16 protein-coding genes and 1 pseudogene are annotated in these 20,554 nt (G+C 59.1%); 7 read left to right on the top strand and 10 right to left on the bottom strand.

The window, feature by feature from the left end; all coding sequences use genetic code 11:
* Positions 1-92 precede the first annotated feature (92 nt).
* Together AXW79_RS08955 and AXW79_RS08950 are read right to left on the bottom strand one after the other, a co-directional pair.
* Positions 93-1,307, bottom strand: a complete 1,215-nt coding sequence (locus AXW79_RS08955; protein WP_005312721.1) for an alpha/beta hydrolase family protein — start codon at positions 1,305-1,307, stop codon at positions 93-95.
* A 351-nt stretch (positions 1,308-1,658) separates the two neighbouring features.
* Entirely contained in the window at positions 1,659-2,696 is a 1,038-nt protein-coding gene (locus tag AXW79_RS08950; RefSeq protein ID WP_005312724.1) for a Mal regulon transcriptional regulator MalI, read from the bottom strand.
* Between the two features lie 316 nt (positions 2,697-3,012).
* Here AXW79_RS08950 and malX point away from each other — a divergent pair, with 316 nt between their 5' ends.
* Together malX and AXW79_RS08940 are read left to right on the top strand one after the other, a co-directional pair.
* A complete protein-coding gene (gene malX, locus AXW79_RS08945) occupies positions 3,013-4,584 on the top strand; it encodes a maltose/glucose-specific PTS transporter subunit IIBC (RefSeq protein WP_005312727.1) in 1,572 nt (523 codons plus the stop codon).
* Between the two features lie 86 nt (positions 4,585-4,670).
* Positions 4,671-5,867 carry a MalY/PatB family protein gene (locus AXW79_RS08940; RefSeq protein ID WP_005312730.1) on the top strand — a complete coding sequence of 399 codons (1,197 nt, stop codon included), beginning with the start codon at positions 4,671-4,673 and terminating at the stop codon, positions 5,865-5,867.
* Between the two features lie 27 nt (positions 5,868-5,894).
* Here AXW79_RS08940 and AXW79_RS08935 read toward each other — a convergent pair whose 3' ends face one another.
* The 3 genes and pseudogenes from AXW79_RS08935 to AXW79_RS08925 all read right to left on the bottom strand — a co-directional run bounded on the left by AXW79_RS08935 (position 5,895) and on the right by AXW79_RS08925 (position 9,243).
* A complete protein-coding gene (locus AXW79_RS08935) occupies positions 5,895-6,677 on the bottom strand; it encodes a hypothetical protein (RefSeq protein ID WP_005312733.1) in 783 nt (260 codons plus the stop codon).
* 100 nt (positions 6,678-6,777) lie between these two features.
* A complete protein-coding gene (locus AXW79_RS08930) occupies positions 6,778-7,068 on the bottom strand; it encodes a hypothetical protein (protein ID WP_005312736.1) in 291 nt (96 codons plus the stop codon).
* A 267-nt stretch (positions 7,069-7,335) separates the two neighbouring features.
* A pseudogene (locus tag AXW79_RS08925) lies at positions 7,336-9,243 on the bottom strand (PTS fructose transporter subunit EIIC).
* A 708-nt stretch (positions 9,244-9,951) separates the two neighbouring features.
* Here AXW79_RS08925 and AXW79_RS23305 point away from each other — a divergent pair.
* Positions 9,952-10,107 carry a hypothetical protein gene (locus AXW79_RS23305; RefSeq protein WP_005312738.1) on the top strand — a complete coding sequence of 52 codons (156 nt, stop codon included), beginning with the start codon at positions 9,952-9,954 and terminating at the stop codon, positions 10,105-10,107.
* Between the two features lie 228 nt (positions 10,108-10,335).
* Here the strand turns inward: AXW79_RS23305 and manA are convergent, their stop codons facing one another.
* The gene (gene manA, locus AXW79_RS08920; RefSeq protein WP_005312743.1) at positions 10,336-11,535 is read right to left on the bottom strand and encodes a mannose-6-phosphate isomerase, class I; all 1,200 of its coding nucleotides are present in this window, start codon (positions 11,533-11,535) and stop codon (positions 10,336-10,338) included.
* Between the two features lie 132 nt (positions 11,536-11,667).
* Here manA and AXW79_RS08915 point away from each other — a divergent pair, with 132 nt between their 5' ends.
* Positions 11,668-12,543: a helix-turn-helix transcriptional regulator gene (locus AXW79_RS08915; protein ID WP_005312747.1), complete on the top strand. Its 876-nt coding sequence runs from the start codon at positions 11,668-11,670 to the stop codon at positions 12,541-12,543.
* A gap of 201 nt (positions 12,544-12,744) precedes the next feature.
* A complete protein-coding gene (gene icd, locus AXW79_RS08910) occupies positions 12,745-13,998 on the top strand; it encodes an NADP-dependent isocitrate dehydrogenase (RefSeq protein WP_005312750.1) in 1,254 nt (417 codons plus the stop codon).
* A gap of 75 nt (positions 13,999-14,073) precedes the next feature.
* On the opposite strand, the gene AXW79_RS23300 is transcribed toward icd, so the two are convergent.
* The 3 genes from AXW79_RS23300 to dsdX form a co-directional block, all read right to left on the bottom strand.
* Positions 14,074-14,250: a hypothetical protein gene (locus AXW79_RS23300; RefSeq protein ID WP_005312753.1), complete on the bottom strand. Its 177-nt coding sequence runs from the start codon at positions 14,248-14,250 to the stop codon at positions 14,074-14,076.
* A gap of 340 nt (positions 14,251-14,590) precedes the next feature.
* A complete protein-coding gene (locus tag AXW79_RS08905) occupies positions 14,591-15,922 on the bottom strand; it encodes a D-serine ammonia-lyase (protein ID WP_005312755.1) in 1,332 nt (443 codons plus the stop codon).
* 16 nt (positions 15,923-15,938) lie between these two features.
* Positions 15,939-17,276: a D-serine transporter DsdX gene (dsdX, locus tag AXW79_RS08900; protein ID WP_005312758.1), complete on the bottom strand. Its 1,338-nt coding sequence runs from the start codon at positions 17,274-17,276 to the stop codon at positions 15,939-15,941.
* 225 nt (positions 17,277-17,501) lie between these two features.
* Here dsdX and dsdC point away from each other — a divergent pair, with 225 nt between their 5' ends.
* On the top strand, positions 17,502-18,446 hold the full coding sequence (gene dsdC / locus AXW79_RS08895; RefSeq protein ID WP_005312761.1) for a DNA-binding transcriptional regulator DsdC: 945 nt from the start codon (positions 17,502-17,504) through the stop codon (positions 18,444-18,446).
* Between the two features lie 920 nt (positions 18,447-19,366).
* Here dsdC and AXW79_RS08890 read toward each other — a convergent pair.
* Positions 19,367-19,552: a hypothetical protein gene (locus AXW79_RS08890; protein ID WP_005312764.1), complete on the bottom strand. Its 186-nt coding sequence runs from the start codon at positions 19,550-19,552 to the stop codon at positions 19,367-19,369.
* A gap of 892 nt (positions 19,553-20,444) precedes the next feature.
* Here AXW79_RS08890 and AXW79_RS08880 point away from each other — a divergent pair.
* The coding region (locus AXW79_RS08880) for a transposase (protein ID WP_155736672.1) at positions 20,445-20,554 on the top strand (110 nt) is incomplete at its 3' end.

Genomic DNA, 20,554 nt, shown 5'->3' with positions numbered 1-20,554 from the left:
AGAGCAAGAACCCGATATCCATGCAGATACCGGGGCTGGGGGTATTTGCCACCTGACCCCCCGGCGTTTTGCCGGGGGGTCAGGTGCCGAGGTCACTTTGGCTTTGCAACCTTGTCGAACCAGGCTTTCCACTGGGGGACTGCGGTGGCGAAGGTGCCGCGATGGGTGGTCGGGCCGGTCGAGATGGCCTCGACGTTCTGGTTGCCCGATCCCATGGATTGGGCATACGTCATCGCCATGCGACCGACTCCCGGTGTGATTGCCTCATCGGTTTCCCCGTAGTAGTTGCGTACTGGTGACTGTATGACCCAGCGGTAGGCGTGTGCTGAGCCGATCAGCTTGCCAAACGCCGAGTTGGCAAAATAGTGAGGGTCGAAATAGGCCGGGCGGATCAGCTTGTGCAGATCCGTGGTGATGTCGGACGGATTGAAGGGCTCTCTGTCATAGGCCTTCTTGGCAATGTCGTAATACTCGTCGGTCAGCAAGGAGCGGGCGAGCCCAGGTATGCCGTAGTAATGCTCGTAGGCAAAGGATGAGAGGATCATGATGCTGTTGAGCCAGACGGCATCGAACTTGCGCGGGTAGACCAGAAAGCCCTGCATCAAGGCGTAGACATCCAGCGGTGCGCTGGCGGCGCCATCGACCTTGACCCCGGCTGCTTCGAGTTTCTCGAGGAAGGCCATGGTCACGAATCCCCCCTGTGACCAGCCCGCCAGAAACAGCTTGTCGCTGACGATCTGCATGTGGGCGAGCACGGCGCGGCTGGCCATCAGCAGATCAAATGTGGCCTGTTGATGGCTGCCCTTGACCATATAGCCTTCCGGCTCGGTCGAGGTGCCGAGGCCAAAGTAGTCGGCACCGATGAGCAGGTACCCCTGACCCGCGAACTGCGCGATCATCAACTGGGTTTCCGGTGACTGATCGGCAAAGGAGGGCACCTCATTGTGACCATAGACGGTGCCGTGCTGATAGGAGACGGTTGGAAAGTCCTGGCCACCGGTGTCAGGCACAGCCAGCAGGCCAGAGGCCACTGTGGGTTTGTTGCCCATCTCGGGGATGACGGAGTGGTAGCTGATGCGATAGAGGCGCACGGCATTGCGTGCGGGTGTATACGAGACAGTGATGCCGGCAAAGGCCGGTGTGTCACGGGTCAGGATCTTGTTCAGCTGATCCTGATCCCAGCGTGCAATCAACTGGTATTGGACGCCTGACGTTACCTGAACCGGCTCGCTCTGTTGAGCAAACGCCGGTGACACGCCTATGTGCAAAAGCAGGGTAAAAATACCGAGACGAATCCAATTTCTCATCCTGAAGACTCCATTTTCCAGTAAAGATACGCAATGTGGCGCGGTTCATTGCCCGGCTTTCTGCGTCTGCAGGGCCTGGGTGTGCCAGCGTGAAAACAAGGCAGAGACAGAGCCTGACCACCGTCAGTTTATTCCTGTTAGCCAGCCCAGTGTGATCCATCCGCGCCATGGATGCGACCCCCTTGAGGCTTGATTGCTCACTGCTCATGTCACGAGCTAAACCCGAAAGGGACAGCAGCGCGTGGTGATAATCGGTTCCCGATCATCCAATGGCCTGTTTGTTGATGGCACCCGGCATCTGGGGGGGTGGGGGACATGACAAGGCGAGGCCGCATGGCGCGACCTGCCTGGTCAGGCTGATGCCCGCTTCTGCAGATGGGGGGCGATGATATGACGATTGGGGGCAAGCTCCGGTTGCTGCATCCGGGTCAGCAGCCGCAAGGCGGCCTGGCGGCCTATTTCCCGTGCCGGTGAGCTGACGAAGGTGAGGGCGGGATAAGTGAGTTCCGCCTCTGCCACGTCGTCAAAGCCGAGCAGGGCTACTTGCTGGCCTATGTAGTTGTCCTTGCCCACTGTGCGTCCGCTCGCCTCCACCCCGTAAATGCCGCCGAGCGCCACCTCTGGGTAGTGGCAGAGAATGGCCGTCACCTTGGGGTGCTGGTGCAGCAGTTGGGCGATAGTGTCGGCTGCGCTGCGCTGGGTGCGCTCGCACTCCAGTACCCACTCGGGTTTGAAGGGGAGGCCGTATTGCAGCAGGCTGGCGCAGTAGCCGCCGATGCGCTCGGCGCGGGTGAGGGAGTCGGCCCGCCCGCCCACGTAGGCGATATGGCGGTGGCCCTGCTCGATGAGATAGGTGGTGGCCTGCTGGGCGGCATGGGTGTTGTCGGGACCGATAAAGTCCACGTCATCCCGGTAGTAGGAGCGGGCGGCGCACACCACCGGCAGCTGTGAGCCCAGCAGGGTCTCCAGGGTTTTAGCCGCCGCGCCGCGCACCGGATTGAAGATGATGCCCGCCACCCCCTGGCGTGACAGGGACTGGATGCTCTGCTGCAATCGCTCCGGGCTGTGGCCGCACTGGGTCAGAAACAGCAGATAGCCCTGTTGCTCCAGCACCTCGCTCACCCCGGCCGTGACCTCGGTATAGAAGGGATCCGTGATGTCGCGCAGGATCAGTCCCACCAGGTTGGATTGCTGGCTGCGCAGGTTGGCGGCGGCGCTGTTGGGCACGTAGTCGAGCGCTTTGATGGCCTGCTGAACCCGCTCGGCGGTCGCCGGCGAGATACGCCCCTTGCCATTGAGCACCATGGAGACGGTAGTGACCGAGACTCCCGCCAGCTGGGCGACATCGGTGATCTTGACGTTTTTCGATACAAGCGGTTTGGACGACATAGGTTTGGACGGCATGGGTTGTGACGACATAGTGCGAGTGCTGCAGCCATGGGCAAAGAGACCGGAGAACCACAGCATACCCCCTCGTATACCCAAGTGAAACGTTACATCACAGCTGTGCCGATCTGGCTCACAGATTTTGATCCACTCGCCATTCAGGCCTGCCATTCTGTGATCCTGTCGGCACTTGTGAGTTGATAAAACGTTTTATCATCAACAAAACCTGATGCGGTCTCTCTCCCCTGCCTGCCCTCCCTGAGTGCAGTACGGGAGATCGGCATCGAGACGTGACCTTCACTTCACAAGGATCAGACACATGGCCAAGTCCCCCGCTAAATCCACCATATGGGAGTTCCTGCAGAGCCTCGGCAAGACCTTTATGCTGCCGGTCGCCCTGCTGGCCTTCTCCGGTATCTTGCTCGGTGTCGGCAGTTCGCTCACCAGCGATGCGGTCAAGCAGAGCATGCCCTTCCTCGACAACATGGTGCTGCAACTGCTGTTCCTCTGGATGACCAAGGTGGGGCTGGTGGCCTTTATCTACCTGCCGGTGATGTTTGCGGTCGCCATTCCGTTGGGGCTGGCGCGGGAAGAGAAAGGAGTCGCGGCTTTTGCCGGTTTCGTTGGCTATGCGGCGCTCAACCTCTCTATCAACTTCTATCTCACCGTGGCCAACGTGATCGGTGATGCTGCGGCGGAGAAGGCCTACGGGGTGAAATCGATCCTAGGCATCAGCTCCATCGACACCGGCATTCTGGGGGCCATCATAGTCGGGGTGATCGTCGCCAAACTGCACGCCCGTTTCTACACCTACAAGATGCCGGATGCGCTCGCCTTCTTCGGCGGTGCTCGCTTCGTGCCCATCATCACAGTGCTGGTGTTGGGTGTGGTCGGTCTGGTAGTACCGTTCGCCTGGCCCTGGTTTGCCGCCGGCATCAACGGTATCGGGGCGCTGATTTCCCACGCCGGCCCCTTCGGTCCCTTCCTGTTCGGTACCGGTGAGCGTCTGCTGCTGCCGCTTGGTCTGCACCACATTCTGGTGGCGCTGATTCGCTTTACCGAAGCGGGTGGCACCCAACTGGTATGCGGTCACGAGGTGAGCGGCGCCCTCAATATTTTCTACGCCGAGCTCTCCTGCGCCGACACTTCCGGCTTCTCGGTATCTGCCACCTCTTTCCTCTCTCAGGGCAAGATGCCAGCCTTCCTCGGCGGCTTGCCGGGTGCAGCGCTTGCCATGTATCACTGCGCACGGCCGGAAAATCGCGGCAAGATCAAAGCGCTGCTGGTCTCCGGCGTGGTGGCCTGCGTCATCGGCGGCATCACAGAGCCGCTCGAGTTCCTGTTCCTGTTCGTGGCACCTGTGCTCTACGTCATTCACGCCATCCTGACCGGTCTCGGCTTTATGACCATGGGGCTGCTCGGCGTTACCATAGGCAATACCGACGGTAACCTCATCGATTTTCTGGTGTTCGGCGTGCTGCAAGGCACCGCCACCAAGTGGTATCTGGTGCCGGTCGCGGCCGCCATCTGGTTTGCCATCTACTACAGCGTGTTCCGCTTCGCCATAGTGCGCTTCAACCTCAAGACTCCCGGCCGTGAGGTTGAGACCAGCGAGGCTGCCCAGCCCGCAGGCAAGAAGGCAGGCAACAGCGGTTACAACGGTGAGGTGATCCTTAACGCCTTGGGCGGGGCTGATAACATACTCGCGCTCGATAACTGCATCACCCGCCTGCGGATGTCGGTGCAGGACATGAGCCGGGTCGATGACAAGGTATTGAAAGCGAACGGCGCCATCGGGGTGATCAAGCTCGATGAGCACAACCTGCAGGTGGTGATCGGCCCGCAGGTGCATCTGGTGAAAAACCAGCTGCAGAGCCTGATGGGGGCCTGAACCGGCCAATGAAATCCGAACGGGGGGCGCAAGCCCCCTTATTTGCCTCTCCAAATATGTCTCCTGTTTATGGATGGAGAAACTTCATGCGCAATATTGATGACTTCGACCGCGTGGTCGACCGCCACGGCACCTACTGCACCCAGTGGGACTATGTAGCCGACCGCTTTGGCCATGCCGACCTGCTTCCTTTTACCATCTCCGACATGGATTTCGCGACCGCCCCCTGCATTTGCCAGACGTTGGTAACCCGGCTCGAACACGGGGTCTTTGGCTACAGCCGCTGGAATCACGATGACTTCAAGGGGGCGGTGAGCGACTGGTTTGCCCGCCGCTACGGTGCGCAGCTCGACTCCGAAACCCTGGTCTACGGCCCCTCGGTCATCTATGTGATTGCCCAGCTGGTGAGCCTCTGGTCGGCGCCGGGTGAGGGGGTGCTGGTACATACCCCCGCCTACGACGCCTTCGGCAATATGCTGGCCGCCAACGACAGGGTGCTGCTGCCTTGTCCGCTTAAAAAAGAGCAGGGGAGTTATCAGATCGACTGGCAATGTTTCGAGCAACAGGCGGCCCGCTCCGATTGCCGGATTTTGCTTCTGTGCAGCCCTCACAACCCCACCGGCCGGGTCTGGACGCGGGACGAATTGAGCCGGATGGCCGCCATCTGCCAGCGCCACGGAGTCAAGGTGATCTCGGACGACATCCATATGGATGTGAGTTTTGCCCGCTATCTGCCGTGGAGCGAAGTAGCGCAGGACGATAGCTGGGCGCTGGTGAGCTCGGGCTCCAAATCCTTCAATATCCCTGCCCTTGGCGGCGCCTACGCCTTTATTCCCAACGCAGATGCGCGGGCAGCCTATCTGCAGCGGCTCAAGGCGGCACATGGGCTATCTTCGCCGCCCATTCTCGGGGTGCTGGCCCATATCAGCGCCTATCGGGATGGAGGTGCCTGGCTCGATGCGCTCAAATCCTATCTGCACGGCAACCTCACCCAGGTGGCGGCGCGGCTCAACGCCGCCTTCCCCGCCATTGACTATCGGGCGCCCGAAGGGACCTACCTTGCCTGGATTGACTTAAGCGGCCTCGGCATCGACTCGACCGAGCGGATGGATGCGCTGCAAACCTTGCTGGTGGAGAAATACCGGGTCGCCATCATGCGCGGCGACACCTATGGCCCCGAAGGCACAGGCTATCTCCGCCTCAACGTCGGCTGCCCGCGATCGAAGGTAGAGCAGGGACTCGATGCCCTGATAGGCGCGCTGCAGGATCTGCTTGCCGGATAGAGAACCGCCGCCCTCGGGCGGCGGTTGTTATTTCGAGGCCGCTTTTTCAGGCTTGTAACGGGTCTGCTCTATCTGATCGAAGCGCAGGATCAGGGTATCGCCGTCCTTGAGGCGGTAGGCGCAGTGGGAGTTGTTGCAGGCGATGCGGATATGGGGTTCATCCCCCAGCAGAGGGGATTGGCTATGGGCCTCGGTTAGCGGCCAGTTGCCTTGTTCGAGGTGGGTGATTTGGAGATTGGCCTCCTCTTCTCCCATTGGTTTGGTGTATTCGGATGCCCAAACAACCAGCAGGAGAGGAAGAATAAAAAGTGCAAATTTTAGATAGGCGCTTTTTAACCAAATCAAGCAATTAAAAGTAAAAGGTGCTGGATAGTTGTGAGCAATTTCTCCTCCCTTCAGCACGATCGGTTGTAGAGCAAAAAAACGGATCGCCCACCAAGAAAGCGTCAGTCGCCACTTAACCTTGAAAAATAGGACTGAGAGTATGACGAACAGTATCCCCACGGTCATAACCAGAGGAAGTACGCAAGGTAAAAACAGCTTGAGTAGTAGAACGAATCCGTGGAAGAGAGTGACATCTGCGGGTGGAGAAAACTCAGTTGACTCCAGGCTGAATTGCCCCAGGTAACCTTGGTAATAGCGCATTCCCACAAAGTACACAGTTGCCGTCAGCAAGGGGATTAGAGCGCATAGAATGCCGACAAATCCCAGCATGCCTCCTTTTTCTTGATCCTCGTCCTTTGAAGCCCGCAGCTCTTGTAGATGTTTCTTAAGCCATTTCCGCTTCAAGGCGGTTAAATCTATCTCCATGTGACGACTCCCTGTCTCAAGTGAGTTGGGTTGTGTTCATCTATTCATGAGTTCCAGTTCGTGCCATATCAATGAAGAGAGGACGAGGGTTTAGGGTTATTCAACGGGGTTCTTCGGTACGATACAGCACCTTGCCGCAGGCGAGGCAGATATGGCGAAAGCGGTTGTCGTACCAGCCGGTCTGGGGGTGACCCAGTACCTTGTCCGAGCCGCAGGCACAGCAGCGGGCTCCCAGTGCATCGTCGGTGGTGCACTCGGGGTGGGTGCTAAGGTACTCGGCGCGGGTAGGCAGCCGTTGCCAGTCGGGATGGGCATGCCGCCGGTCCCAGAAACGCATGGCATAGAGTGTTGCTCCCATGGCGAGCAGGCCAAACAGTAAGAGCAGGTCCATGCAGGGGCTCCGAATGGAAGGATGGATCAGTATGTTAGCGAGTCGGCAAGGGGGCTGCCATCCCCACCTGGGTCGATCGCCAACAGCCGGGCAGGTTGCCGGTCAATCGCCAATATGATCGCAAGACAGCGGATGCTCTGCTGTTGCCCGGTCGTATCGGCGGCGCCAAGAGGAGATCAGGGCGTCTCGTCAGCGGGGAGGCGCATCAGCAAGCCAAAAGGGGCCTCGCGGCCCCTTTGTTATATCTGCGTGGCTAATCCAGCCTCGTCAGGCTACCTTGCTGCCCGTTAGAGTGCGAGCCAGCAGCCCTTCCGGGTTGTGGATGGCCTCCCTGGTCTTCACATCGATAACCTCGATATTGGCGAAGCGCTCCCGGTTCTTGATGGCCACATCGTGGGCCAGGATGACGCAGCGAGCATTGGCTACGTCCTTGGCGCTGATGCGGTTGATGATGCCGTTGGCGCCCTGGGTCTCTACTTTCAACTTGATCCCGGCCTTGGCGGCCGCCTTTTGCAGGCTCTTGGCGGCGAGGAAGGTGTGGGCCACCCCTGAGGGGCAGGCGGTGATGGCGAGCACGTCCGCTTCCCCTTCCGCTTCGATGATCTGATAGCCGCTATCGTTGGTTGTCACTGTCTCATCTTCGGTCACCGGCTTTTTCAGCAGGTTGACGATAAGGGCCGTGGTCAGAGCGCCGAGCAGGGTTCCCAGGATATAACCCATCTTGCCTTCCACCACAGGTAGCACTATCCAGCCACCTCAAGGGGCATGGTTGATGCTGTGCATCATGAAGCCTGTGATGTTGCCGACGATGCCGCCTGCGACTATGGCCGGAATGACGCGCACCGGGTCGGCGGCGGCAAAGGGAATGGCCCCCTCGCTGATGCCTATCATGCCCATGATAGCGGCCGCCTTGCCCGCTTCACGCTCTTCCTTCTTGTAGCGACGCGGTGAGAGCAGGGTCGCCAGCGCCATGCCGAGCGGTGGCACGCAGATGGCGATACCGACCCCGCCCATCAGCCAGGGCTGGGTGTTGACCTGGGTCTGGGCGAACAGGGTCGCTACCTTGTTGACCGGGCCGCCCATGTCAAAGGCGGTCATGCCGCCCAAGATGGCACCGAGCATCACCTTGCCGGAGCCCGCCATGCTGGAGAGCCAGTGGTTCATCCCCTCCATCATGGCGGCGATGGGCGCCCCTATCACCCACATCACTATGCCGCACACCAGGAAGGTACCGATGAGGGGGTAGATGAAAATGGAGCCGAGCGAACTCATGGAGTCCGGTAGCTTGATGCGTTTGAGCTGATTGACGATGAGGCCGGCGATAAAGCCCACCAGGATGGCGCCGAGAAAACCGGTGTGGAACTGCTGCACTGCTATCCAGGAGCCGATCATGCCCGGCGCCAGACCCGGCTTGTCCGCCATTGAATAGGCAATGTAGCCGCCGAGCACGGCGGTAAAGAGGGTGAGCCCCGCTATCCCCATGTCCGCCATGTCCTTGAGCACGCCCGCCTCGGGCACGGCGCCCTTGCCGCTCATCATCACGGAGAGTGACAGCAGCACGCCCCCCGCCACTATGAAGGGGATCATGTGGGAGGTGCCAAACAGCAGGTGCTGCTTGAGGGTATTGAGCTGGGCCTTGATGCTGCGATCCTGGGATTCAGGTGCATTTGCTCTCGGTTGAGCTGTTGCCTCGGCGCGCACCGGTTGCTTGCCGGCTACGCCGACAGGCACCGTGGCCGCCAGCAGTGACAGCACCTCGGTCTTGCTGGTGGCCGCCTGCATCCGGGGGATAAAGCCGGGCTCCAGCAGCTTGGTGGAGAGCTCGGCCAGCACCTCGATATGGTGGTTGGCGCCGCCCGCCGGGGAGGCAATCATGAAGAACAGTTTGGAGGCCAGCCCATCTTCGGCGCCGTAGTCGATCCCCTGCCGGCTGATGCCGATGACGATGGCAGGTTGCAACACGGCTTCGCTCTTGGCGTGGGGCAGGGCAACTCCCTGTTCAAAACCCGTGTTGTCGAGGTTTTCCCGCGCCCAGAGGTCGCGCACGAACTGATCCTGATTGCCTATCTTGCCGCAGGCTTTGAGGCGGGCGGCCAGTTCGACAAACAGTCCCTGCTTGTCGTTGGCCGCTATGTCGAGGCAGATCAGCCCTTCATCTATCAAGGTGGTGAGCATAGGTGTCTCCTGGCTCTGCGAGCCCTGGTGATATGAGTAACGAATGGAGCAAACGATTGACCCGCCTATTGTTTCGCCCAAGCCATGTCACCGAAATCGGATATATGTGCCCTTTACTGGATTTTTGTGTCAATGCCCCAGCCCTGTGAGCAGGCTCGCACTTTGATTGTCAGGTGAGCGCTGAACTGAATGGATTTAAATGTGTTTAAAAACAAATGCTTGAGTTTTTTTCTGGAATGAGGGGCAAGAGGAACCGCGGTTCCCCCCTCTTGCAAAAGGGGAGGTCGGGAGGGGGTGTTGAACCCTTTAACCGCCTCTTGAATGTGAGCCGTTTGGCAAAAGTGCTGCCGGGGAGGGGGATCTTCTTTTGCTGCCTATGTCTGTACTGGCAAACTGGGGCAAGGAAAGGAGACCAGGCATAAGCCGTCGCAGGGGATTGGCCTCCTTGGGTATATGCATAGCCCCTTGATATTGCAGCACAATCCGGGTGGGCAGAATGGTCCTCTTCCGGCTTGGGGAGCGTGGGCCGCATGGCCTCACAAGAAGCTATCACCCATTTTTTAGATTGGTTTATAGATAATCAATCGTTTATTTCGTTGGGTGGTTATGGGGATCGGGGTGTCTGACTAAGTGAGCAGGTTGGCCAATAGCGCCGTCAGCCAGTCTTAACCTTGTCATGCTAACCCAATGATGTAAGGAGACATTCTGATGGAAACACTTGACCAGAAGATCGACGCCATGAGTGAAGAGCTCAAGCAACAGGAGCTCAAGCAGGCCCACGACAAGTGGCAAGTCAGAGTCGATGAACTGCAACAGATACGGGCAGGGGAACGGCAACCGGAAGAGGAAGAGGTTGAAGAGTAGCCCCTGATCCGGCCACTGGCCGATAGCCACGCCAGTTGTCATCGTCATCAAGCAGAAAAGAACAACCCCCGCCACCCGCAAGGGCTGTGGGGTTTTTATTAGCCAGGCGGTATGCGCCATCAAGGGCAGACTAACGGTGGAGATGATTTCCAAAGAAAAACAACAAGGGCCATCAGTGATGGCCCTTGTGCGTTTATTCAGTCATTGAACCCGTGCCGGGTTCACGCCTTAGCAGCGGTTGCCGGCGCGGGCGACCCGGCCTTCGGCCAGCAGCTGGTAGTGGCCGGTGGCGGCGGGGACAAAGGCGGACTGGCCCTTCTCGAGGCGCAGCGTCTCGTCGCCCTGCTTGAGCGTCACTGTGCCATCGATGGCAAACAGGATCTCGGCGCTGGCGGTGGTGAGCCCATGCTCGCCTGCCGGATAGACGCTGAAGGTGAAGTCCGGTACCGGCTCATCGAAGTGCTGCACTGCCCCTTCCACGCGGGGGGCAAGCAGGATCTGGTCATCCGGCTTGGGCAGGCAGCGAGTACAATCCAACAGCTCTGCCACGTCTATGTATTTGGGGGTGAGACCGGCGCGCAGCACGTTGTCCGAGTTGGCCATGATCTCGAGGCCAGTGCCGCGCACATAGGCGTGGGGGGTGCAGGCATCGAGGAACATGGCCTGACCCGGCTGCAAGGTCACCACGTTGAGCAAGAGCGGCGAGAAGAGCCCCACGTCCCCCGGGTACTGGGCGGCCAGGTTGGTGATGAGGGCAAAGGTCTCCTCATCCTGATGCGCGCTGGCATAGGTCAGCAGGCCCGTCAGGGCGTCTTCCTTGCGCGCACCTTGTAAAATCAGCAGCTTGTGGAAGAAGTGCTGCAGGCCCGCTTCGTTCTGGTTGGCGGCAAAGGCCGCGACCAGATCGGCGATGGCCGCCAGCTTGACCCGCTCGAACAGCGCCAGGATGGCGGGAATGGCGCGAAAGCCGTTCATCGCCTGATAGGCGGTGAGGGCAAACACCAGCTCCGGCTTGTGATTGGGGTCTTTGTAGTTGCGATTGCCCGCCTTGATGGGGATGCCAGCGGCTTCTTCTTTGGCAAAGCCAGCTTCGGCCTGGGCCTTGCTCGGGTGCACCTGGATGGAGAGGGCCTTCTCGGCGCACAGCACCTTGAACAGGAATGGCAGGCTGCCGAAGTGGGTGACAGTGGCCTCACCCAGCGCGGCGGCCGGGGCTGTGTCGATCACCGCCGAGAGCTTCTGCGTACTGCCCACCAGGGTCACCTCGGAGCAGCCGTTGGGGTGGGCGCCCATCCACAGTTCGGCCTGGGGTTTGCCCGTTGGATTTGGGATGCCAAACAGTGTGGTGAGGGAGTCATGGCTGCCCCAGTCGTAACCTTGAATCGGATTTTGCATTAACAAAAAAGAGGGCAGATCGCGACTGCTCATAAGGGATGCCTCATTTAGTGTGAAGAAAGTCGGGTGAAGAAAAGGGTGGCATTGCTGCTGTGGGCCGGACTATAACATGGGCGGTTGTGGCCGCCGCAACCGCTTGCCTCTCTCTATTTGATCAGGATCAGCATGTCACTTATCTTCAGCCAACTGCTCGATGGCGCCCTCCATGAGCAAGCTCCTTTTGAGCAGATCTGGTTTGCCCAGGATCAGGGGGTGCCGCCCGGTTTCAGCTATCAGGTCAACTTTCCCCGCCTCGAACTGGTGTTCAGCGGCGAATACCTCAACCAGGTCTGGGACAAGGAGCAGGGCTGTAAGGAGATAAGCGTACTGCCGGGACAGGCGCTCTACATCCCCCCCAACGGTTGGAACAAGCCGCTGTGGACCACGGACTGCTCGGTGCTTAGCCTTCTGTTTGGCAAGCGCCAGCTCGGTTTCAGCCTGGTGAGCAAGCGACGGGAAGACCCGGATTTTTTCGATGTGCAAAAGCACAGCATAATGGCGCGGGCCGGCCACGTGATCGAACACATACTGGCGGCGCTCAACGTGCTGACCGAGGATCCCGGCCGCTCCCCCACCGACAACCACTTGTTGCAGGCGCTGCTCACCAGTGCCCTCCAGCTGCTGGCGGAATCCGCCGCCGAGCGGCCAAGAGGAGCAGACCTGTTTCATGGCATCTGCATCTATATCCAGGAGAATTTTCACCGCCCCATCACCCGCGACTCCATCGCCCACCGCTTCAATGTGTCGGCCAGCCATCTCTCCCACCTGTTTCGCGAGCAGGGCCACATGCGCCTGGCCGATTACATCAGCTGGGTGCGGATCGACAGGGCCAAATTCATGCTGAAAAAGTACCGCTTCCGGCTGGAGGAGGTGGCGAGCCGCTGTGGTTACGGCGATGTGAACTATTTTTGCCGGGTGTTCAAGCAAAAGACCGGGCTGACCCCCTCCCAGTATCGCTCTCTGAGTCAGCCGCAAGGGCAGGGGGATAGCCTGGTGGTATGAGTCATGCCGCCGTTTTGGCCCGAGTACAACAGGGTTGGATGGCGCCGAATGTATGCAGGGGCGAGCGAGCCGGCCGCATTGTGATCCAGTACTCGACTATGGTCTGACATGCGTGCTCGCCATTTGATTATGAAAACGAATGGGCTAAGATGGCCGCGCGCAACTTACAGATTGATAACAAACGGAAGTTAGGAGATGCCGATGGAAAGCAAAGTAGTTATCCCGACCCAGGGCCAGAAAATCACAGTCGATGCCAACGGCAAGCTGCAGGTTCCCAACCATCCGATCATTCCGTTTATTGAAGGGGATGGCATCGGTGTGGACGTGACCCCGGCCATGTTGAATGTGGTCAATGCCGCGGTCGAGAAAGCCTACAAAGGCGAGCGCAAGATCGCCTGGATGGAGATCTATACCGGCGAGAAGTCGACTCATATCTATGGCGAAGGTGCCTGGCTGCCGGCCGAAACCCTGGATTTCATTCGTGAATACTGCGTGGCCATCAAGGGCCCGCTGACCACTCCGGTCGGCGGCGGTATTCGCTCCCTCAACGTGGCCCTGCGTCAGGAGCTGGATCTCTACATCTGCCTGCGCCCGGTCCGTTACTACGAAGGCACCCCGAGCCCGGTCAAGCGTCCTGACCTGACCGACATGGTGATCTTCCGCGAAAACGCCGAAGACATCTACGCCGGTATCGAGTGGAAGGCGGACAGCGATGAAGCCAAAAAGGTCATCGCCTTCCTGCAAAACGAGATGGGCGTGAAGAAAATTCGCTTCCCCGAGTCCTGCGGCATCGGCATCAAGCCCATGTCCAAGGCCGGTACCGAGCGTCTGGTGCGTGCCGCCATCGAGTATGCCATCGACAATGATCGCGACTCCGTGACCCTGGTGCACAAGGGCAACATCATGAAGTTCACCGAAGGTGCCTTCAAGGATTGGGGCTATGCCCTGGCCCAGAAAGAGTACGATGCCCAGCTCATCGACGGTGGCCCCTGGTGCTCCTTCAAGAACCCGAAAACCGGCAAGACTATCGTGGTCAAGGACGTCATCGCCGATGCCTTCCTGCAACAGATACTGCTGCGTCCGGCCGAGTACGACGTCATCGCCTGTATGAATCTCAACGGTGACTACATCTCCGACGCCCTGGCCGCTCAGGTCGGTGGTATCGGTATCGCCCCTGGTGCCAACATCGGCGACGGTGTGGCTCTGTTCGAGGCGACTCACGGCACTGCGCCCAAGTACGCCGGTCAGGACAAGGTCAACCCTGGTTCGCTGATCCTCTCTGCCGAGATGATGCTGCGCCACATGGGCTGGGTCGAAGCGGCCGATCTCATCATCAAGGGCATGGAAGCGGCCATCGCCAACAAGACGGTCACTTATGACTTCGAGCGTCTGATGGAAGGCGCCACCCTGCGCTCCTGCTCCCAGTTCGCCCAAGACATGGTCGACCAAATGTAATGGGATCCAGAAGGTCTTGAAAAGCAAAACCGGCGCCATGAGCGCCGGTTTTTTATCGGTGAAGAGTCAATTGGCTTACTGCGCTTGCTCTGCGTGTTGCTGATAGCGCTGCTGCCATTTGCTGCTTTCGGCTTCGTCACCCTGCGTCTGCCAGAACTCGCAGATGGAGTTGGCGAGCTCGGATGCCATGGCGTGATCTCCATCGCGGCGACTCATCAGATATTGTCCCAGCCAGCTTTGATATTGTTTCATTGCCCGATCTCCTTATCTAAGGTGCCCTTGGGTGTTGCCCGTCTGGCAAAACAGCCTCTCGACCGCGGCCAGACCTGACTCAACAAGGTCACTGTTTTTCTGCGCACCTCTGTTCGGTGTTATCACCGGATTGGGTAGCGATCTCGCCGGATAACGGTGTGAACGGGGCGCAGATGTCAAAAAACGGACCCTATCCTATCACAAAATAACCAACTTGGGGGGATTGGCAGCCGAAGGAGGAGACGTGATGTGCTCATGTTCAGGGCAAAGGATGTGCCATCTTGCTGATCCATGAAGAGAAAAACCCGCCAGGGTGGCGGGTTTTTCGGGTGAAAAAAGATCAAATTTCGGCGGTGGCCAGGTATTTTTCCATCTCCTCGGCGGGCACCATGCCGCCGCCGGTGGCCCATACCAGATGGGTGGCCCGGGCCAGGGTAGCGGCATCGAAGCCGCGTTCCGTCTGCCACTCGCGATCGGCCGCGATGCGCCACGGGCCCGGCATGCCGGCCAAGGCTGAGGGTTCGAGTTTGATCTGCTCATCCCGCGCCAGCAGCCCCAGCAGGTCATACATCTCCTGATCGCTCAGGGTATAGAAACCATCAAGCAGCCGCTCCATGGCGCGGCCGACGAAGCCGGATGCACGCCCCACCGCCAGACCGTCGGCGGCGGTGAGGTTGTCTATCCCCAGATCCTGCACCGAAATCTGATCGTGCAGGCCGGTGTGGACCCCCAGCAGCATGCAGGGGGAGTGGGTCGGCTCGGCAAACAGGCAGTGGACGTTATCCCCGAACGCGAGTTTCAGGCCAAAGGCCACGCCGCCCGGGCCACCGCCGACGCCGCAAGGCAGATAGACGAACAGCGGATGCTCGGCATCCACCTTGATGCCCATCTGGTCGAACTGTGTTTTCACCCGCTCACCGGCTACCGAGTAGCCGAGGAACAGGGTGCGGGAGTTCTCGTCGTCGATAAAGAAGCAGTTGGGGTCGCGTTCGGCCTCCTTGCGGCCCTGCTCCACCGCCACCCCGTAATCCTCGGCATACTCCACCACTATGACGCCGTGTTCGCGCAGCTTGCGCTTCTTCCACTCCCGCGCATCGGCAGACATGTGGACGGTGACGGTGAAGCCGAGCTTGGCGCTCATGATGCCGATGGACATGCCGAGGTTGCCGGTCGATCCCACGGCAATGCTGTACTGGCCGAAGAACTGGCGAAACTCCTCGCTGAAAAGCTTGCGATAGTCGTCCTCTTCGCAGAGCAACCCGGCCTTGATCGCCAGCTGTTCGGCGTGGGTCAGCACCTCGTAGATGCCGCCGCGTGCCTTGATGGAGCCGGAGATGGGCAGGTGACTGTCTTTTTTCAGCAGCAGTTTGCCGGTGACCTCGACACCGTAACGCGTATTGAGCGTTGCCTGCATCGCCGGGATGGCGACGATCTCGGACTCCAGAATGCCCTTGCTGGCGCGGGTCTCGGGGAAGGCTTCGCACATGTAGGGGGCGAAGCGGGCAAGCCGGGCGGAGGCATCCGCCACATCGCTGCCATCCAGTCCCACATAGGGCAGGCCAACCGCCAGCGTGCTGGCCTTGGGGTTGAACCAGGTCACGGGCTCGAGCGCGATCAGGGATTGTACCAGCGGGAATTGGTTGGTGAGCTGTTGTACGTCGATGTTTTTCATAGGGTTCTCGGTCTTGTTACACGATATAGGAGAGCAGGAAAGTACCGGCCAGCGCCATCAGGGAGGCGACAAAGGTGGCGGTAGTGTAGTACTTGAGCGTTTCGTTCAGGGTGGCGCCGCAATACTGCTTGACCAGCCAGAACAGGGAGTCGGTCACCATGGTGCAGCCAATGGCGCCAGAGCCGATGGCGAGCGTCATGATCTCGGGGCTTATCTCGGGGTAGTGCACCATGATGGGGGAGACGATGGCAGTGGCCCCCATCATGGCGACCGTGGCCGAGCCTACGGCTGCGTGCAGCACTATGGCCACCAGCCAGGCCAGCAGGATAGGGTGCATGTCCAGCTGGGAGAGGATGGTCGCCAGGCTGTCCCCCAGGCCGCTCGCCTTGAGCACGCCGTTGAAGGCGCCACCTGCCCCTATGATCAGCAGGATATTGGCGATGGAGGAGAAGCACTGCTCGGTCTGGTTCAGCAGCCCTTCCATCTTCATGTGCTGACGGATCCCCAGCACGTAGTAGGCGGTGAAGGCGGCGATAAACATGGCGGTGATGGGGTTGCCGATGAACTCCAGCAGGGTATAGAGGCCGCTTGCGTGATCCATGTTGAGCTCGGCCACCGTCTTGGCCAGCATCAGTAGTATGGGCAGCAGCACGGTGAAGAGGGAGGCGCCCAAGGTCGGGAGGGTCACCTCATCGCGCGCCTCTATATTCGCAAAGGCGGCGGGTACCTCCTTGAACGGCACCCGTTTACCAAGCAGCTTCAAAAACAGCGGGCCGCCCACCAGGGAGGCAAACAGCCCGACCGCGAGGCCATAGACGATGACGGAACCTATGTCGGCACCCAGCTGATTGGTGACGTAGAGCGCGGCCGGGTGGGGCGGCACTATGCAGTGCACGGCCATCAGGGCGGTGCAGAGTGGGATGGCCAGGGTCAGCAGCGAGGTTCTGGTCTTGCGGGCGATGGAGAAGGCAAGGGGAATGAGCAGCACGACTCCCACTTCGACAAACAACGTGATGCCGCACACCAGACCGACCAGCACCATGATCACCTGAGGCGAGAGCCAGCGGCACTTTTGCAGGGCGAGACCGATACGTTCCGCCGCCCCCGATACTTCCATCATCTTGCCGAGTATGGTGCCAAGGCCGATGACGGCGGCGAGAAAGCCCAGGGTGCCGCCTATGCCTTCCTCCATGGCGTTGACCATCTTGACCGGGTTCATCCCCATCATGGTGCCCACATAGAAGCTCGCCAGCAGCAAAGCCAGGAAAGGATGTACCTTGCCCTTCACTATGGTGAAGACAATCAGAATGATGCTAGTCAGCAAGGTACCGACGACCCACACTTCAGAATTCATACTGCGCCTCTATGTGTCATGAGTGATGATTAGGCGCCTATTGAATGAAAATGACGGGCGGCTGACAAATGATGAAAATGGCGTCTTGGATGATCCAGGTTGATGCAAAGGTGCCACATTCATCACATTTATCTTCTTTGATGAAATTTGAGTTGTTTGGCTGCATCCAAAGACGGGATTTCTGGCTATCATCTGTGCGTTTTTTGGGGCGAAGAGGCGTGCCTGATGTATACCGAAGACAACTACGTATCGAGAAACAAGCTGCTGAACGGTTATCAGCTCTCCAAGCTGCATACCTTCGAGGCGGCGGCCCGTCACAGCTCGTTTGCCCTGGCGGCGGATGAGCTGGCGCTGAGCCCGAGTGCGGTGAGCCACAGGATCAGTGCGCTGGAAGAGGAGCTTGGTTTCAAGCTGTTCCAGCGCTTTCACCGCAAGGTGATGCTGACCGCAGAGGGACAACGAGTCTTCTGGGCGCTCAAGTCATCGCTGGAGTTCATCAATCAGGAGATCCTGGAGATCAAGCATCAGGAACTGTCCGGTTCCCTGACCGTCTACTCCCGCCCCTCCATCGCCCAGTGCTGGCTGGTGCCCAGACTCGCGGATTTTTCTCGCCAGCATCCCCAGATCGATCTCAACGTCATGACAGGGAACGAGAACATCAATCTGCACGGCTATGGCATAGACCTGACGATCTATTTCGATGACAAACTCCCTGAGCGGCTCGCCATCCACCCGCTAATGGATGAGTACATGGTGCCGGTCTGCAGCCCCGAATATGCCGAGCAGCATGGGCTGCTGGACAATCCTGACCACTTGCCTCGCTGTCGCCTGCTGCACGACAGGCAGGCCTGGGGCTATGACTCGGACAGCGACGAGTGGAGCAGTTGGGCTCGCCAGTGCGGCATCTCCCTCGATGCCTGTCAGTCGAACATGGGGTTCGATCGCTCCGATCTCGCCATCATCGCCGCCATGAACCATGCCGGGGTCGCCATGGGACGCAAGAATCTGGTGAGCAAGCGGCTGGCCAGACATGAACTGGTTGCCCCTTTCCCTGGCATGGAGGTGCGCTGCGAGCAGCGTTACTACATAGCGACCTTGCCCAACCGTCAGTGTCCCAAGATCCAGGCCTTTATCGACTGGGTCTGCGCCCAGGCACAGGAGACACAATAAGCGGCAGGGCCAAGCGCCGTTTTATTCCTCGTCTGGCGTGCGGGATGGAGGGCGAATACCCGGCAAAGAGCGGTGTAGATGGCAGTAGAGGAACCGGAGATTTCGGGGAAATTTGTCTGACATCTCAGCGAGTTAGCAGAATGAACTGTCAGTAAAGGCTCAATCGTTCGATACGGGGTGGAAACAGGATGCAAATAAAAAGGGCCACTTCTTGCGAAGTGGCCCTTTCCAAACGTTTGGGCTGGGGGAGTCTGAATTTAAGGTGTAAGTCATTGTTTATGTTGACAACTATGGCTTGAAGTTTGGTCTTGGTGTGACCGTTGGTGTTACTGTTGGCGAAAGTCCCCCCTCTGCTTTTGGTGTTTGAACCACTGGTACCACCTTTCCTGCACCACAGAAGGTGGGTTCAAATTCCTCGGCGGATGCGGGTTCAAATCCCCGTGCTCAGAACCTCATTTCCCCCTTGTGAGCAATTCACCAATCAGCGCAGTTCTGCGCACTTCGGAATGCGCAAATTGCGCAGTTCCCTACTCGCCTTAATCCCCCGCAATCCCGTGCCCAGACAGGGATGCCAGCTAATGAGTAACAGTTGTGTGCAACTCGCGGTTGTTTTTCGTTTTTGGCTGAATTGCGCAGTGGGAAGATCGACAAGGTGCCTACCAGAGAGAAGGGTTTTCCCTGGCTAGCCTTCTCTGGCTCATGGTCGGGGTGTCGCCAAGTTGTCGAGGGTGTCACCAAAACAGTGACAGTGTCACTAATACAGTGACAATCTGAGCGACCGGCTGAACTTTCAGCCCTGATGGGGTGGGGGGATGTCGGGGAAGTTGGGGCTGGGTACTCACAGCCGGAGTATCCCGCCACCGGTCAGGATCTCCGTGCGCTCATCCTGTTCCCGGTCAGGGCGGCGGCTTGTTGAGTGGTCACGGCTGTATCTCCTGTTCTGGCTTCTCGCCCTCTAGCTCGGTTGGCATCAGGCGGGAGAGGTCCATCGTCTCGAGCGCTTTCATGTTCGCTTCGTGACGACTTTTGCGGTCCCGCCGCAGCGACTCGATCTCTTCCGGTGTTAGGTGCCTGGGTGTAAATGGTGGCGTCTTTGGTTTAGCCATGATGCGCTCTTATCCACTGGCGTAACCGTGCCCAGGCCGTAGCGGCCCAACGCTTCATGGCATAACGCCTCGATGAGATCCGCTTTCGCTCCAGCGCTGCCAACAGTGCGTTCTCACGTGCGGCCAGTTCCGCGTCTATCTCGGCTAACCTCTCGGCCTGCCTCCTGTCCAGCTCAGCCCGTACCGCCTCGTCCATCAACGTCAGGCTGTGGGGCCAAGGTAGCGGCAGATACCCCTGCGCGTAGGTTGTCAGCCTCTCGAACAGATATGTTTCGAACGGGTGCGGCGGCGGAAATATCGGGGCAATCCTAAGTTCGGCCTCGGGCCTTCCCTGAGACGATGGCGAGGTGGCCTCTTGAAGGGGAGGCTCCTTTGATTTGGTCATGGTCATTGCTCCATCGCACGTGCTGGTGGGCGTCTATCTTAGCGTACCGGTCGGCGTACCGCTCTACCGCGCAGATATGACGGAGTTGGTTTTCGTCTGCCAACACTTTCCTGCTGGTAACATTGTCTCGCTAGCTGGGCAAAACTGCCCGGATTTCTGGGTAAAACTACCCGGATGCGCGGGCAGAGCTAGCCGACCAGGTTATCCAGGATCCGCTCAGCCTCTGGGGCGTCGTCCCGCTCACTACCCATCAGGTAGCGCAGAGTTGCCCGCGCTTCTTCCCTGTTTCTCGGTCGCAGTTCGGCCAGTAGGCCAAATACAAACCAGTCGCGGGCGTGCGCCTCTATGCTGTTCTCGTAATAGCCTTGGGTGTCGCACGCATGGCGCAGCCGGTACAGCTCGTTCCAATAGGCCAGCTCATGAAGGCAGTCGCTCAGGGTGTAGTGGTCTAATCATCCCGGACACCATTTTAGGTGGTAGAGTCGCCACCATAATCTGAGGTGTTCAATGACAAGATTGCGTCGCTCATTTACTGCCGAGTTCAAACTGGAAGCCGCATCCCTGGTGGTCGACCAGGGGTATTCAGTCCCCGAAGCCAGCCGTTCGCTGGATGTCGG

This window comes from Aeromonas salmonicida subsp. salmonicida (genome assembly GCF_001643305.1).
GTDB lineage: Bacteria > Pseudomonadota > Gammaproteobacteria > Enterobacterales > Aeromonadaceae > Aeromonas > Aeromonas salmonicida.
This window is presented reverse-complemented; position numbering and strand designations above follow the sequence as displayed.

Excerpts from the sequence above, each read along its gene's own strand:
- dsdX (WP_005312758.1), bottom strand. The coding sequence starts at position 17,276 with ATGAATTCTGAAGTGTGGGTCGTCGGTACCTTGCTGACTAGCATCATT.
- AXW79_RS08950 (WP_005312724.1), bottom strand. The coding sequence starts at position 2,696 with ATGTCGTCCAAACCGCTTGTATCGAAAAACGTCAAGATCACCGATGTC.
- AXW79_RS08940 (WP_005312730.1), top strand. The coding sequence starts at position 4,671 with ATGCGCAATATTGATGACTTCGACCGCGTGGTCGACCGCCACGGCACC.
- AXW79_RS08935 (WP_005312733.1), bottom strand. The coding sequence starts at position 6,677 with ATGGAGATAGATTTAACCGCCTTGAAGCGGAAATGGCTTAAGAAACAT.
- AXW79_RS08915 (WP_005312747.1), top strand. The coding sequence starts at position 11,668 with ATGTCACTTATCTTCAGCCAACTGCTCGATGGCGCCCTCCATGAGCAA.
- AXW79_RS08930 (WP_005312736.1), bottom strand. The coding sequence starts at position 7,068 with ATGGACCTGCTCTTACTGTTTGGCCTGCTCGCCATGGGAGCAACACTC.
- AXW79_RS23300 (WP_005312753.1), bottom strand. The coding sequence starts at position 14,250 with ATGAAACAATATCAAAGCTGGCTGGGACAATATCTGATGAGTCGCCGC.
- AXW79_RS08890 (WP_005312764.1), bottom strand. The coding sequence starts at position 19,552 with ATGGCTAAACCAAAGACGCCACCATTTACACCCAGGCACCTAACACCG.
- icd (WP_005312750.1), top strand. The coding sequence starts at position 12,745 with ATGGAAAGCAAAGTAGTTATCCCGACCCAGGGCCAGAAAATCACAGTC.
- AXW79_RS23305 (WP_005312738.1), top strand. The coding sequence starts at position 9,952 with ATGGAAACACTTGACCAGAAGATCGACGCCATGAGTGAAGAGCTCAAG.
- AXW79_RS08955 (WP_005312721.1), bottom strand. The coding sequence starts at position 1,307 with ATGAGAAATTGGATTCGTCTCGGTATTTTTACCCTGCTTTTGCACATA.
- dsdC (WP_005312761.1), top strand. The coding sequence starts at position 17,502 with ATGTATACCGAAGACAACTACGTATCGAGAAACAAGCTGCTGAACGGT.
- manA (WP_005312743.1), bottom strand. The coding sequence starts at position 11,535 with ATGAGCAGTCGCGATCTGCCCTCTTTTTTGTTAATGCAAAATCCGATT.
- malX (WP_005312727.1), top strand. The coding sequence starts at position 3,013 with ATGGCCAAGTCCCCCGCTAAATCCACCATATGGGAGTTCCTGCAGAGC.
- AXW79_RS08905 (WP_005312755.1), bottom strand. The coding sequence starts at position 15,922 with ATGAAAAACATCGACGTACAACAGCTCACCAACCAATTCCCGCTGGTA.